15 protein-coding genes are annotated in these 14,486 nt (G+C 52.6%); 6 read left to right on the top strand and 9 right to left on the bottom strand.

Annotation, left to right across the window (positions count from 1 at the left end; genetic code table 11):
* Positions 1-98: 98 nt before the first annotated feature.
* From argH to EVJ20_RS04110, 5 genes are all read right to left on the bottom strand, one after another.
* A complete protein-coding gene (gene argH / locus EVJ20_RS04130) occupies positions 99-1,484 on the bottom strand; it encodes an argininosuccinate lyase (protein ID WP_131507141.1) in 1,386 nt (461 codons plus the stop codon).
* A complete protein-coding gene (locus EVJ20_RS04125) occupies positions 1,477-2,688 on the bottom strand; it encodes an argininosuccinate synthase (RefSeq protein ID WP_070327175.1) in 1,212 nt (403 codons plus the stop codon). The genes argH and EVJ20_RS04125 overlap by 8 nt, the downstream gene beginning before the upstream one ends.
* A 127-nt stretch (positions 2,689-2,815) precedes the next feature.
* Positions 2,816-3,952: a CapA family protein gene (locus tag EVJ20_RS04120; RefSeq protein ID WP_236636180.1), complete on the bottom strand. Its 1,137-nt coding sequence runs from the start codon at positions 3,950-3,952 to the stop codon at positions 2,816-2,818.
* Between the two features lie 138 nt (positions 3,953-4,090).
* Positions 4,091-5,578, bottom strand: coding sequence for a sodium/proline symporter PutP (putP, locus tag EVJ20_RS04115; RefSeq protein WP_131463601.1), 1,488 nt, complete (start codon positions 5,576-5,578; stop codon positions 4,091-4,093).
* A 127-nt stretch (positions 5,579-5,705) separates the two neighbouring features.
* Positions 5,706-6,263, bottom strand: a complete 558-nt coding sequence (locus EVJ20_RS04110; protein ID WP_070327178.1) for a DNA-3-methyladenine glycosylase I — start codon at positions 6,261-6,263, stop codon at positions 5,706-5,708.
* 104 nt (positions 6,264-6,367) lie between these two features.
* On the opposite strand from EVJ20_RS04110, the gene EVJ20_RS04105 reads away from it, so the two are divergent.
* On the top strand, positions 6,368-6,997 hold the full coding sequence (locus EVJ20_RS04105; protein ID WP_131463598.1) for a DedA family protein: 630 nt from the start codon (positions 6,368-6,370) through the stop codon (positions 6,995-6,997).
* A 36-nt stretch (positions 6,998-7,033) separates the two neighbouring features.
* Here EVJ20_RS04105 and EVJ20_RS04100 read toward each other — a convergent pair whose 3' ends face one another.
* The 3 genes from EVJ20_RS04100 to EVJ20_RS04090 are packed head-to-tail and all read right to left on the bottom strand — an operon-like array spanning position 7,034 to position 9,101.
* Positions 7,034-7,444, bottom strand: a complete 411-nt coding sequence (locus EVJ20_RS04100; protein WP_131463596.1) for an arsenate reductase ArsC — start codon at positions 7,442-7,444, stop codon at positions 7,034-7,036.
* A gap of 6 nt (positions 7,445-7,450) precedes the next feature.
* Positions 7,451-8,644: a cation:proton antiporter gene (locus EVJ20_RS04095; protein WP_131463594.1), complete on the bottom strand. Its 1,194-nt coding sequence runs from the start codon at positions 8,642-8,644 to the stop codon at positions 7,451-7,453.
* A 37-nt stretch (positions 8,645-8,681) separates the two neighbouring features.
* The gene (locus EVJ20_RS04090) at positions 8,682-9,101 is read right to left on the bottom strand and encodes a GNAT family N-acetyltransferase (protein ID WP_070327182.1); all 420 of its coding nucleotides are present in this window, start codon (positions 9,099-9,101) and stop codon (positions 8,682-8,684) included.
* A gap of 121 nt (positions 9,102-9,222) precedes the next feature.
* On the opposite strand from EVJ20_RS04090, the gene EVJ20_RS04085 reads away from it, so the two are divergent.
* From EVJ20_RS04085 to EVJ20_RS04065, 5 genes are all read left to right on the top strand, one after another.
* The gene (locus EVJ20_RS04085; protein WP_131463592.1) at positions 9,223-9,780 is read left to right on the top strand and encodes a glycerol-3-phosphate responsive antiterminator; all 558 of its coding nucleotides are present in this window, start codon (positions 9,223-9,225) and stop codon (positions 9,778-9,780) included.
* 38 nt (positions 9,781-9,818) lie between these two features.
* A complete protein-coding gene (locus EVJ20_RS04080; protein WP_131463590.1) occupies positions 9,819-10,523 on the top strand; it encodes an SDR family NAD(P)-dependent oxidoreductase in 705 nt (234 codons plus the stop codon).
* Positions 10,524-10,638: 115 nt separating this feature from the next.
* Complete coding sequence (locus EVJ20_RS04075) at positions 10,639-11,487, top strand: HD domain-containing protein (protein ID WP_131463588.1); 849 nt, start codon at positions 10,639-10,641, stop codon at positions 11,485-11,487.
* A gap of 213 nt (positions 11,488-11,700) precedes the next feature.
* Entirely contained in the window at positions 11,701-12,690 is a 990-nt protein-coding gene (locus EVJ20_RS04070; protein WP_070327186.1) for a sodium:calcium antiporter, read from the top strand.
* Positions 12,691-12,801: 111 nt separating this feature from the next.
* Complete coding sequence (locus EVJ20_RS04065) at positions 12,802-13,863, top strand: bifunctional glycosyltransferase family 2/GtrA family protein (RefSeq protein ID WP_131504729.1); 1,062 nt, start codon at positions 12,802-12,804, stop codon at positions 13,861-13,863.
* Positions 13,864-13,890: 27 nt separating this feature from the next.
* On the opposite strand, the gene EVJ20_RS04060 is transcribed toward EVJ20_RS04065, so the two are convergent.
* Complete coding sequence (locus tag EVJ20_RS04060) at positions 13,891-14,457, bottom strand: 3'-5' exonuclease (RefSeq protein WP_131463585.1); 567 nt, start codon at positions 14,455-14,457, stop codon at positions 13,891-13,893.
* Positions 14,458-14,486 lie beyond the last annotated feature (29 nt).

The raw sequence follows: 14,486 nt of genomic DNA, 5'->3' as shown, positions 1-14,486 counted from the left end.
TTTCTGTTAACGTTGACTACATATAGGTTAACATCTAGTGATTTACGTTGGCAAGCATAAAATGAGCACCTGGTCATGATTGGCCAGGTGCTTTCGTGTCAACTCGTTGGTTGATGAAGTTTTGTGGCCGCTTCCGTAAGTTGCGTCCGTACCGCATCGAAGCCGGTCCCGCCGTAGCTATTCCGGCGTTTGACGGCCGTGACCGGTGAGAGTGCCTCGTAGACGTCAATCCCGATCAAAGTGGAGTGAGTTTGATACGTCTCTAAAGGAAGCTCTGACAAGTAGAGGCGCTGCTCGATACAGTAGCGGACGAGCGTACCCGTCACTTCGTGGGCCTCGCGGAACGGCAGTCCTTTCGCGGTCAAGTAATCGGCGAGCTCGGTCGCGTTCGAAAAATCGCGCTCGGTCGCTTGTTTCATCGTGTCAGCGTGGAACGTCATGTCTTGAATCATGCCGGTCATGATGCTCAAACTACCTTGAAGTGTCTTGACCGTGTCGAACATACCTTCCTTATCTTCTTGCAAGTCCTTGTTGTAAGCGAGCGGCAGACCTTTCATGATCGTGAGTAGACCCATCAGGTTACCGATGACACGACCTGATTTGCCGCGGACGAGCTCGGCCATGTCGGGGTTTTTCTTTTGCGGCATCATGCTCGAACCGGTCGAGAACACGTCTGAGATCGTGATGAATTTGAATTCTTCGCTGCTCCACAAAATCAGTTCCTCGCAAAACCGTGACAAGTGCATCATCAGGAGTGATGCGTTTGATAAATATTCTAAGATGAAATCACGGTCGCTGACCGCGTCGAGGCTGTTCGGATAGACCCGACTGAAACCGAGCAGCTCGGCCGACCGATGGCGGTCGATCGGGAACGTCGTCCCGGCGAGCGCACCGGCACCGAGCGGACTCATATCGATCCGTTTCAAACTGTCACTGAAGCGTTCCTTGTCACGGTCGAGCATCCAAAAATAAGCGAGCAAATGGTGGGCGAGCGAGACCGGTTGTGCCCGTTGCAAGTGCGTGTAGCCCGGCATGATCGTCTCGACGTTGTTTGCCGCATGGTTATAGAGCGCTGTCTGTAGTGCTTCAATGCCTTCGATCGTCTCACCGACGCGACGCTTCAAATACAGGTGCATGTCAGTCGCAACTTGGTCGTTTCGACTGCGTGCCGTATGCATCTTCCCGGCGACCGGACCGATTTCCTCGCGAAGTAACGACTCGAGGTTCATGTGGATGTCTTCATGGAACACGCTGAACGACAGCTCGCCGGCTTGCGCTTTCTCAGCGAGGATATTCAGACCGCCGATGATCTGTTCGGACTCGTCAGCGGTTAAAATGTGCTGGTCTCCGAGCATCGTCACATGGGCGATGCTCCCTTCGATATCTTCTAGCACGAGCTGGGCGTCGAAATGGATCGAGGCACCGAACTCGTCGACCCATTCGCTCGCTGTCTGCTCGAACCGTCCCCCCCATAGTTTACTCATGGGGCATCAATCCTTTCTCGGCTAACACTTCGGCCTGGACTTTTGTCGGTAGGCCCCAAAGTTTGATGAAGCCGACGGCAGCCTGTTGGTCGAACGTATCGGCTGACGTGTACGTGGCAAGTTGTTCATCATAGAGCGAGATCGGCGACTTCCGTCCGTCGACGATGGCTTGACCTTTGAACAGTTTCATCCGCACCGTTCCGGTCACCGTCTGTTGTGTCTCATCGATGAAGGCGAGGAGTGCTTTCGTGAGCGGTGAATACCACAGGCCATTATAGATCGTCTCGGTCAATTTTTGTTCGACGATCGGTTTGAAATGGGCGACTTCACGAACGAGCGTCAACGCCTCGAGCGCGTGGTGTGCCGTGATCAACGTCATCGCCCCAGGTGCCTCATACACTTCACGCGACTTGATACCGACGACCCGGTTCTCGATATGATCGATCTTGCCGATCCCGTGGGCGCCGGCGGCGATGTTTAATTGTTCAAGGATCGACGTGAACGTCGCTGGTTTCCCATCGAGGGCGACCGGGACGCCTTGTTTGAATTCAATCTCGACGTACGTTGGTTCATGCGGCGTATCCTCGAGCGGCGCCGTCAATTCATAGGCGCTTGCTGGCGGAGCGGCCCACGGGTCTTCGAGGATGCCACACTCGACGGCACGACCCCAAATGTTTTGGTCGATCGAGAACGGTTCTGCTTGCACGATCGGAATCGGGATATCGTGTTTGGCGGCGTAGGCGATTTCTTCCTCCCGCGACCATTTCCATTCCCGGACCGGTGCGATGATTTCGAGCGACGGGTCGAGCGCGTGGATCGATACTTCGAACCGGACTTGATCGTTGCCTTTGCCGGTACAGCCGTGAGCGACAGCGACGGCTCCTTCGGCTTGTGCGACCTCGACTAGCTTTTTCGAGATGAGCGGCCGTGATAAGGCGGAGACGAGCGGATAGACACCTTCGTACATCGTGTGAGCCTGCATCGAGTAACGAGCGAAGTCATTGACGAACTCATCAACGGCATCGATGACGACTGATTTGACGGCGCCGACCTTGAGCGCTTTCTGTTGGATATGCTCCAAATTTTTGCCTTCCCCGACGTTCAAACAACAAGCGATGACGTCATACCCTTGTTCGTTCAACCATTTGATGGCGACCGAAGTATCCAATCCACCTGAATAAGCTAATACGAGTTTTTGTTTCATTTCGTTGCACCCCTTATACATAATTATTCATCTGTTTTTATAAATATACAACTTACATTAAAGGATGCTGGGGTGGAAAGCAATGGTTTTCCTAAAAAAAAAAGAACCACTTATGAAAAGTGGTTCGTCACTGAATGATCTCGAGTTCTGGCATCCATTGTTTCATATGCTCGCTCGTCTCGTTGAATAGCTCAGGTTTGGCGGACTGGAGAGGGACGACCTCGAAATGGCCCGCGCTCGATTGCCGTGTGAACGTCGGATAGAACATCGGGTTCGTGAGCTCAAACGTCGATTCGCCGTCGATGGTTGTCTTGACGATGTCGATACCGACGATGCCGCCCGTATTCCGCTCATCGCCTTGCTGGCCAGACAAGAAGTTTCCGAGTGAGTAGGCGACGAACGTTCGATTGCCTGCAGCGCCGTCGACCCAGGCCGTCGGCTGCAGGACGTGCGGATGATGGCCGATGATGATATCGACACCAAGATCGGACAGTTGTTGGACGAGTGTTTCTTGCGTTTCGTTCGGGAGCGGCTCGTACTCATTCCCGAAGTGGAGTGCGACGACGGTCAGCTCGGCGGTTTGTTCGGCCGCCTCGATATCTCGTTTCATCGCTTCGACGTCAATGTAATTGACGTGATACGGCTGCTTCGGTACGACACCGTTCGTCCCATACGTGTAGGCGAGGAACGCAAACGAGATGTCGTTCGCGGTCAGCGTCCGGACGTTGGCTTTATCTGCTTCGGATAAGAACGAACCGGTATACGGCATATCGATCGAGTTCCAGTAGGCGATTGAATTCTCAATCGCTTTCACGCCGCGGTCGAGCGTGTGATTGTTCGCTGTCGTCACGAGGTCGATGCCTGCTTCTTGCAACGCATCACCGATCTCGTAGGGGCTATTGAAGGCAGGGTAACTCGACAATTCGATGTCACTGCCGCCGATCATGCTCTCTTGGTTGGCAACGGTAATGTCGGCTTCGGCCAAAGCGGGCGCAACTTTTTCAAACGCGGGGGTGAAGTCATAGCCGTCACCGTTCTTGGCGGCGTTGTAGACGGAGTCGTGCAATAAAATATCGCCGATCGCGTAAATGGACGTCGTCGTCACGACCGGTTCCGGTTCTTCGGGCACGGTATCAACCGGTTGTTCCGTCTCGACCGGCGGATTCTCAGTTTGCTCGGGTTGCGTAGTTTCGACATCGGCTGAGGTGCAGCCGAACAGGAAAAGGAGGGACAAAAGCAGGGCAGGTTGTTTTAGCAAGATCACTCGTTTCAAGTGAGTGGTCACTTCCTTTCGTTTGAAATCGAACGTGTATATAGAGGAGTTCGGCAAAAGCGCTAAATCTCCTTTTGTCACGACAGACAAAAAAGTACCGGGGTAGTGGATCCCGGTACTTTGTGCGGTTCAGATGCCTTCTTTTTTCAATATGTGCTCCATCTGTTCAAACTCGTTCGTGATTGTCGTGCTTGGTGGCGGTGTCATCAAACTGACGACATAGATGGCAAGCGCCGACAAGAAGAACGCTGGAATCATCTCATACAGTTCACCGACGGTCCCGAACCAGTCGCTGGCGAAGTTCTTCCAGACGATGACGATAAATGCACCCGTCAACATGCCCGCGAGTGCGCCTTGGCGCGTCGTCCGCTTCCAAAACAAGCTGAACAAGATGAGCGGGCCGAACGAGGAACCAAAACCGGCCCAAGCGTAGCCGACGAGGTTCAAGATCGTATCATCAGCACCGAAGGCGAGCCAAATCGAGATGACCGAGACGAGAATGACGGTGATCCGGCCGACCATGACGAGTTCACGGTCACCTGCCTGTTTGCGGAAAAACTTCTGATAGAAATCGGTCGTCGCCGCACTAGACGAGACGAGCAACTGCGACGAGATGGTCGACATGATGGCGGCAAGCAGTGCAGCGAGTAACACGCCCGTGATCAAGTCGATGAATAATAGGTCTGATAGATTGATGAAAATATTTTCTGGATTGTCGATCTCAAGTCCTTGCTGCGTGTAGTAGGCGAGACCGATCAATCCGGTCGCCATCGCCCCGACGACGGTGAAGAGCATCCACGAGATGCCGATCCGGCGGGCGGTCTTAATATCTTGTAATTTTTCGATGGCCATAAAGCGGACGATGATATGTGGTTGTCCGAAGTAACCGAGCCCCCAGGCGAATAGAGACACGATCCCGATGAACGATTGGCCCGTCCACGGATCGAGCAGCGCCGAATCGATATCACCGATCGTTTGGAGCGCGTTCGAGACGCCATCAGTCGCCGTGATCGCGATCGCCGGAACGAAAATTAGCGCGAACAACATGATCAGTCCTTGGACGAAGTCCGTCCAACTGACAGCGAGGAACCCGCCGATGAACGTATACAGGATGATGATCGACGCTAAAATCAAGACGCCCGTCACAAATTCGATGCCGAAGACGGCGTTGAACAACCGGCCGCCGGCCACGAATCCGCTCGTCGCGTACAGTGTGAAGAAAATCAAGGTGACGGCGGCTGAGAACGTCCGCAGCGTGCCCCGAGAATCTTTGAACCGCTTTTCGAAGAAGTCTGGAATCGTGATCGCATCTTCTGACAAATACGAATACGTGCGTAAACGCGGGGCGACGAGGAGCCAGTTCAAGTAGGCGCCGATCGTCAACCCGATGACGATCCACCCACTCGAGAGACCGGTCGCGAACATGGCGCCCGGCAAGCCCATCAGTAGCCAACCGCTCATGTCAGATGCCCCGGCCGACAAGGCGGCTACGCCTGGACCGAGCCCTCTTCCTCCGAGCATATAGTCGCCGATGCTCTCTGTACGGCGATAGGCGACGACGCCAAGTACGACCATGAGCACCATGTAAATCGTGATGGAAACTAAAATTCCGTTCATGTAACAGCCCCCTCATTCAGTTGTGAAAACGTTTTCAAAATCTATATCTTATACCTTGACAAGATTTTGTCACAAAATTGAATCGGCTGCACGTTTATTTTTCATCATTGACTAAAATAACAAAAAATCATTTGGCGGGGCAGTTGATCAGATGGTCGTTGACGAGACCGGTCGCTTGCAGATGGGCGTAAACGGTCGTCGGACCGAGAAATTTAAAGCCGCGTCGTTTCAAGTCTGTGCTCAAGCGATGCGATAGCTCCGTCGTCACCGGAACCTCTTCGACCGACGTCCAGTCGTTGTTGATGACCCTTCCGTCGACGAACGACCAGATGTACGCATCGAATGTACCGAACTCGTGCTGGATCTCGAGAAACCGTTTGGCGTTGTTGATCGACGCTTCAATCTTGCGGCGATTACGGACGATGCCATCGTTTGACAGCAGCCGTTCGATGTCGACATCGGTATAGTCGGCGACGCGCGTGACATCGAAATCGGCATACGCGCGCCGATAGTTCTCACGCTTCCGTAAGATGGTGATCCAGCTGAGCCCTGCCTGCGCGCTCTCGAGCGTCAAACATTCGAAATGTTTCTTGTCATCGTGGACCGGCTTGCCCCATTCCTCGTCATGATACCGAACGTAGTCCGGGTCTGTGCCGCACCAAGGGCAGCGTGACGTCTCTTCCATGTTGCTTTCATCTCCTTTTCGTTGTCGATTCATTTTAGCACGTCGGAACGATTGCCGACGTTCATGGACGGGTATAATACGTCATATTGGAGGTTGATGGATTTATGCGAGATTGGATGATCAGTATCATTGAACAGTACGGTTATTTCGGCATCGCGTTCATGATCTTTATCGAGAACGTGTTCCCGCCGATCCCGTCAGAAGTCGTCTTGCTGTTCGGTGGGTTCTTTGCGGTCAAAACAAACTTGATTGTCTGGGTCGTCGTCTTGGCGGCGACAGCGGGTGCCATTTTAGGAGCGGTCTTGTTGTATGGCATCGGATTATATTTAGACGTCGAACAAATCGAGCGGTGGACGAAACGACACGGGAAGTGGATTCGACTCGATATCGATGACGTCCGAAAAGCGGACGCGTGGTTTGACCGCTATGGCGGCTGGATGGTCTTTTTTGGTCGGCTCATGCCGGTCGTTCGGAGTTTGATCTCGCTGCCGGCCGGTATGTCGAACATGCCGTTCCTTAAATTTTTGCTGTTGAGCACAGCCGGAACGGTGATCTGGAATTCGATTCTGATTTATATTGGAATTCGGGTCGGGGAGAACTGGGAATCGATCTTAGGCTATCTCGACGTGTATTCATACGTGATGTACGCGCTTCTCGTCATCGCGATCATCGCTTTCGTCTTGTGGCGGAAGCGGCGGAAACGGAAACAGTCGAACAAAGCGTCGTCGGTTTGATGGCGACTAAAAAACGGGTCCTCCTAAGAGGGCCCGTTATTTTTGGAGTTCAGGATAGTCGTTCAAAATCTGTTCGCGCAACTGCTTCATCTTCGTGATGATTTGCGAACGCGTCTCCCGGAACGCTTCGAGCGGCTGACCGGAAGGGTCGTCGAGCCCCCAGTCGTCCCGATATGTCGTCGGTACGTACGGACACTCGACCCCGCAACCCATCGTAATCAAATAGTCGAGCCGGTCCGGAATCTCGTCAAGCCGTTTCGGGTGTTGACCCGACGGATCAAGACCGATCTCCCGGACGGCCTCGAGCGCGAGCGGCTTTACTTCCGGATAATCTTCCGTGCCGGCTGAGTGGACGCGGGCGATATCTCCGAGCACATCGCGTCCGATCGCCTCTGCCATTTGAGAGCGGCATGAGTTATGAATACATACGAAGGCAACTTCAACCATGAGTTTTCAGTCTCCTTTATCGGTTTGGTCAGGTTTTCTATCAGTTTCCTCGGGCAAGACTCTTTTGAGCGTCTGCTCCGTCTTCGCCGCTAAACTTTCAGAGAAGCGGAACAAGACGATGCCAATGATGGCGGAAACGAAAATGTATAATCCGACGAACAAGTTGATGGCACCGTTCGAGAGCGCGGTGAAAAGAATCGAGAACTCGCCTCGAGGTGCGAGCGAGAAACCGGCCTCGTTCGCTTGAACCCGCGTCAACCCGTACAGCCTGCCGCCGACACGGCCGACGATCCACTTCGACAGCACGCCCCAGACGATCAAGACGAAGAAGAGCGTGTTGATGATCACTCCTTGCTCGAGGTTGATCGAGATTCCGAATGAGATGAAAAAAATCGGTAAGAACAAATCACGGACCGGTACGGTCAGACGTTTCAACGGTCTGACGTCGTGAATGCCGGCCAACATGATCCCCGCGATGAACGCTCCGAGTATCTCCGATAACCCGAATATCATGCCGATGCCCGCGAAGAATAAGATCAAGCCGATCAAGCCGATGCTCGCATCGTCCTGACGTAGCAGGTGCTTCGCGATCTTCGGTTGTTTCGTGACGAAGCGTGATCCGACAAACAATAATACCCCGAACACGAGGAAACCGACGAACACTTTGCCGATGTCAGAGAAAGCAATCGGTTCGTCTTGAATGATGAACGGAGCGACGGTCAAAATGAGTGGTGCGAAGATGTCTTCAAAGATGAGCAAGGCGAGCACGAATTCTTTAATATCTTCGTGCTTGTCCGGGTTCCGTTCGAGCAACCGGGCCGAGATGGACGAGCTCGTCGCATAAAGGACGGCCCCGATCAAGAAAGCTTGCGGAAAATCGAGCCCGAACAGCAAAGCGATGCCGATCGTGACACCAAACGCGAGCACGATGTCTAAAACGCCTGCTTTCCAAACTTGTTTCATTCGCTTGACGAGCTCTGTTAACGGGAACTTCAGTCCGAGCAAGAAAAACAATAAGATGATCCCAATCTCACCGGCGACCTTGAACACTTCGTTCCCATCCCAGAAGAAGCCGACGGCGACCCCAATCGCGATAAATGCCAATATACTCGGGAAGAAGAGTCGCTCGATGATGAGGCTAAGAACGGAGATGACGGTCAGTCCTAAACCGAGTAAAACGATAATATTCAATAGTTCCATACGTCACCCCTTTGTGACGAGTCGCCGTCCACAGCGACTAGTCTTGATTCCACTGGTACTCCATGCCGACCGATTCTGGCCGCGAATAGTCAAAACCGAAATGCTTGTACAGCCCGTCGGCCGGGATGTCGGCAATCAAGCTGATGATGGCCGTCTCGTCCGCTTCTTTCAAGATCCAGTCCATCAAATGTTCCATGATCAGCTTCCCGAGCCCAAGGCCTTGGCAATCCGGGTCGACGACGATATCGGCCAGATGGAATACCATCCCCCCGTCCCCGACGACGCGACCCATGCCGACCATCTCATCGTTTCTATATAGGCACACACCGAATAGCGTGTTGGCCAGTCCTTTAATCGTTCCTTTGTCTGAACGCTTTGGCATTCCGGCCTTGACCCTGAGCTGTTGATGTTGCTCCGGTGTCGGTGTTTCAATCCGTACCTCGACTTCATTTACCATAAGATGAGTCCCCCTCCACACAAGTTGTAATCGTTTTCCCGCTATATTGAATTCATAAACCTTGATTTCATAAAGCCTTTGTCCGAATAATGAAAGAAAATGGAAAGGGTGTGGCGGCCAAATGTTTGAGAACCAATCGATTTTGCCTGCGCTTCGTGATATGCGGGATGTAGAAATTTTTCTGGAAAGTGAATTCGCCATCGGCGTCTTGCTTGAGATCCACATATCGCGTCTCGATGCGGTCTTTCGGTTGCTTGAGACGCACGGTAAGCAGGTCTTCGTCCATCTCGATTTGATCCAAGGATTGAAGGCCGACGAGTTCGCGACCGAATATATTTGTCAGTCGTATAAACCGTACGGCATCATCTCGACGAAAGGGAATGTGATCCTAAAGGCGAAACAAAAACAAGTCAAGACCGTGCAACGCCTATTTTTGATCGATTCGAGCTCGCTCGAAAAAAGCTATCGGTTAATCAATCGGACGCAACCTGATTACATCGAGGTCTTGCCGGGGCTCGTCCCTAAATACATCCGGCTCGTCAAAGAACAGACGGGTATCCCCGTGTTCGCGGGCGGATTGATTACGTCGCTAGACGAAGTTGAGCAAGCACTCGCGGCCGGAGCGACGGTCGTGACGACGTCCGATCAAACGCTTTGGCGTACGGCAGGACTTAAGTAAGCACATTCCGGGTAAATGATTTCGAGGAGGGATAGACGATGAAACAGACAATGATCATTACAGGAGTCAGTCAAGGGATCGGTTACGCGCTCGCGCATCATTTTGCGGAGTCTTATCACGTCATCGGACTCGACATTGGAGAGGACCCGTTGCTTCGTGATGTGACGTTCATACAGATGGATTTAGGCAACCATGAGGACGTGTCCAACACTTTCAAGAAGATTGGACAAGACTTCGGTGTCGTACATATTCTAATCAATAATGGGGGCGTGTCGTCACTTGAGACCCCGATTGAAGAGTTGGACGTCGAGACGTTTAAACATGTCATCGATGTCAACCTTGTCGGGACGTTTGCTTGTTCAAAAGCATTTTTGACGCTAAATGAAGGGGCGGAGTATGGACGCATCATCAATCTCGCCTCGACGCGCGCGCACCAAAACGAGCCGGACTGGGAAGCGTACGGAGCGTCAAAAGGCGGGATTGTCGCATTGACCAATTCGATGGCCGTCTCGCTCGCGTCTCGACCGGTTACGGTGAACGCGATCAGCCCAGGTTGGATCCATACGTCCGACGAACCGTTGCGAGACGTCGACCATCGTCAACATCCGTCGGGCCGGGTCGGTACGACGACAGATATCGTCCGTGCCGTTACGTACTTGATCGATCCGATGAACGATTTCGTGAACGGACATAACCTCGTCGTCGATGGTGGAATGACAAAGAAAATGATTTACGAGTCTTGATGAAGTCTGCCGGTAGGACCATTACCCTATATTTTAAATGCGGATGTGAGTGATAAGTCCTAGTCATGGGTATAACAGGAAGGAGTGAGTAAACAAATTTGAAGGGGGAAGCGTCGTGCACCAGCTGATCGAAGAGGCTTTACGCTTTGCGGCCGTCCGTCATGACGGACAGTTTCGCAAAGGGACGAACATTCCGTATGTGACCCACCCGGTCGCCGTCTCGATGTTGCTCGTCGAAGACCGGCAGCCGATTCCGGTCGTAGCGGCCGGACTGCTCCATGACTTACTAGAAGACACGCTGACGACGGCCGAGGAGATTGAACAGGAGTTCGGACGAGAAGTCGCCCGGTTAGTCCAAGCCGTTTCGGAACCGGGGAAGCATCACTCGTGGGAAGAACGTAAGCGGATGACGATTCAGAAAGTGCACACTCTCCAGTATGATGAAGTCGCGCTTCTAGCGGCAGACAAGTTACATAATCTGCGCTCGATCCGACTCGACATTGAGCGTGAAGGAAAGCAGGTGTGGGGACGATTCAAGCGGCCACTTCGTGATCAGTCTTGGTACTATCATGAGCTGCTCCACGCGCTTCAGCCTTTCAGTCAGACGACGAGTTTGATCGATGAATTTGAGATCGAGTTGAATTTGCTGTTCTACGGTGTCGAAGAAGACCGTGACGAGAAGTTGAACAAACTGTTCGATGTGATCGGGCATGGGTTCCACGAAGACGATTGGCTCCAAGAGTCGTCGACGCTTTGTCAAACTGCTTACGAGTTGAACGAGTCGATGCGGGAAGGCTATCGTCACGGCTCTGAAGCGGAAAGGCTTGAACTCGAAACGCTGAAAGACCAACTGCAAGACAGCGGTCTTAGACAAGACTTGTCAATTCCCGTCTTGCAAGCAATCAACGAATTATCTTACCGGGCCGCGCTCCGGTCTGAGGACGTCATCACGTTGTTGAAGTGAAATGATTGTCAAGTGACCTTGAACGTGTTATATTCGTCATGAACATGAGAAGGGGAGTAGCGACCACGAACGTGGTCGATGGGTCGTCATTACGGTGCGTATGCACTCGGTCCATCGAGCTTCTTACCAAGTCCGCAAGACCTTTTTATGGATGCGTTTTCGGCGTCCATAAAAAGGTCTTTTTGAATTCATGAAAAGGGGAGAAAAATTTACATGGTATTTATTTACTTTATTTTGGCCGCTGCGATTACAGTGTATGCTGCCATAAAATTATCGACGTACGCTGATGTCATCAGTGAGAAGTCGACGATGAGCGGGATGCTCGTCGGGACGGTCTTGCTTGCAGGTGCGACGTCACTTCCGGAAGTGACGACGAGCGTATCCGCCGTCTTGATCAACAACCCGGATATCGCGATCGGGAACATGCTCGGTTCGAACTTGTTCAACATCTTCATTTTGGCGATGTTCGATCTATTTTATCGTCAAAAGCGACTGTTCAATGACGCAAGTCGAGACCACCTATATACGGCCAGTCTCGGATTGATGTTGACGCTCGTCACGATGATCGCGCTCATCGTCCGGATTGATTATACGGTACTAGGCATTGGCATTGACGCGATATTAATTGCCGTCTTGTATGCGATTGGGATTTACTATATCGGGAAGCGGCCTCAAGAACCGACGGCCGAACGAGAAGTCGAGCAAGAAGTCGGTGCGAGCGTGACTGATACGATTTCAGTGAAACAAGCCGGCGTCGGGTTTGTTATCGCGGCACTCGTCATCATGGCGGCCGGGACGGCGCTGTCGATCACGGGTGACCAGATCGCTGTCGTCACAGGGCTCGGTTCAAGCTTCGTCGGTAGTTTCTTGATTGCGGCGTCGACGTCGCTGCCTGAAGCGGTCGCGGTATTCGTCGCCTTGAAACTCGGTAACGTCAACTTGGCGTTCGGCTCGATCTTAGGGAGCAACATCTTCAACATGCTCATCATCGCCATGTCGGACGTATTTTATCAGAACGGGTCGATTTTAGCGGATGTGTCGGCATCACACTTGGTCACGGCGATCGGGATCACGATTCTGTCGATCTTGGTCATGTACAGCGTCCTTCGCAAAGACGTGACATCGAAAGTCAGATACGCCCTTCCTTCGATTCTCGTCGTCTTCGTCTACGCCGTTTCTTCATATCTCATCTTTACCGGATGAATCATCAGCTCGTCTGTTTGACGTGATGGCGCAAAGCCATCACGTTTTTTTTCTTGTCTCGGTATCACTTTCGTCTGACTGGGGTATAAGAGGAAAGAAGGAGGGGTGGCGATGCAAATGCATGCCGTGGAACGTTTAGACGACTATGTCGTATTAATACCGGCCTATAACCCTGATCAAGCGCTCGTCACACTGGTCCAGGAGTTGAAGGACAAAGGGTTCGTCCATGTCATCGTCGTGAACGACGGCAGTGCCGATACGTGCCGTGCCGTGTTTGATGGCGTAAAGGCGGACGTCTCCGCTGTGCTCGAGCATGAACAAAATGCCGGCAAAGGCGCAGCGCTAAAGACCGGGCTCCGCCACATCGTCGATGCGTACCCGGAGACGACCGGCGTGATCACCGTCGATGCGGACGGACAACATCTGCCGGCGGACGTCCGTAACCTGTACGATGAAGGGGTGAAGTGGCCGCATCATCTGATCATGGGTTGTCGTGATTTCTCGTCGCCTGCGATTCCGTTCCGGAGCCGGTTCGGCAATCAAATGACGAGATTTGTCATGTTGCTCGGCAGCGGTCTCCGTCTGAACGACACACAGACCGGACTGCGGGCGATTCCGCTCCGCTATGCCAAGCAACTGATCGATATTCCGGGCAACCGCTATGAGTTCGAGATGAACATGTTGACGTTCACGAAACGATTGCAAGTACCGATCCATCAAACACCGATCGAAACGGTATACGTTGACGAGAACGCGTCTTCACATTTTCGTCCAGTCATCGATTCGATTCTCATTTATCGCATGTTTTTGGCCTATTCTTTATCATCAGTCGCTTCATTCTTAATGGACATCGGCGTTTACGCGTTGTTGATTTTCTTATTGAATCCATGGTTCGAATCAGTCCATGTCATCGTGGCGACGGTTTTGGCGCGAATCGTGTCTTCGTTATTCAATTATTACGTCAACCGGAAAGTCGTCTTCAAATCGAAAGCGAAGCGCTCGATGTTGAAATACTTTGGGCTGGTCGCTGTGCAGATGGCGCTGTCGGCGAGTCTCGTCTACGTGTTGTTCCTGCTGTTCCGGGACGGCGAGGTCATCCTCAAGGTCGCCGTCGACAGTGTGTTGTTCGTATTGAGTTACTACGTCCAAAAGAGATGGATCTTCAAACGCTAAAAGGCCCGACAGCTGTCGGGCCTTTCGTCAATAAGCGAGCGTTCCGAGTTTGACCGACGTGTAGCGGTGCAACTCGCGCACGTCGGTGATCCCGGTCTTGATCATCATGTCGCGCATGAGCAGGGCGCAGACGCGGGCGTCCTCGGCGGCATCGTGGTGGATGAACGGGACGTTCAAATGCTCGGCCATCGTGTTCAACTTATGGTTCGGTAGCCCCGGGTATAGCTTGCGGGACAACTTGACGGTGCAGCCGTATTCAATCGTCGGGAAAGTGAACAAGTCGTACTTGGCGATCGCTTTGCGGAGCGCACCCATGTCAAACGCGGCGTTATGGGCTATGACGACGTCGACGGCGTTCAGTGTCGGATAGAGCTGTTCGAGCACTTCGGGCAATGCCGGGGCGTCCCAGACGTCGCTCGGGCGAATCCCGTGGACGCGAATGTTGCCTTGGTCAAAGTCTTCCTCAGGATTGACGAGCAATTGGTTCGTCTCGACGACTTCACCGTCTGTAAGTAAACTCCAACCGACAGAGCAGATGCTCCGACTGTCGCGATTGGCCGTCTCGACGTCGATTGCTAGAATAGAATGTGGCATAAAAGTTCCTCTCTTCGTTAAAAATCTGT

Origin of the sequence: Exiguobacterium sp. SH0S1, assembly GCF_004337165.1 — a bacterium.
GTDB classification, from domain to species: domain Bacteria; phylum Bacillota; class Bacilli; order Exiguobacteriales; family Exiguobacteriaceae; genus Exiguobacterium; species Exiguobacterium aurantiacum_A.
This window is presented reverse-complemented; position numbering and strand designations above follow the sequence as displayed.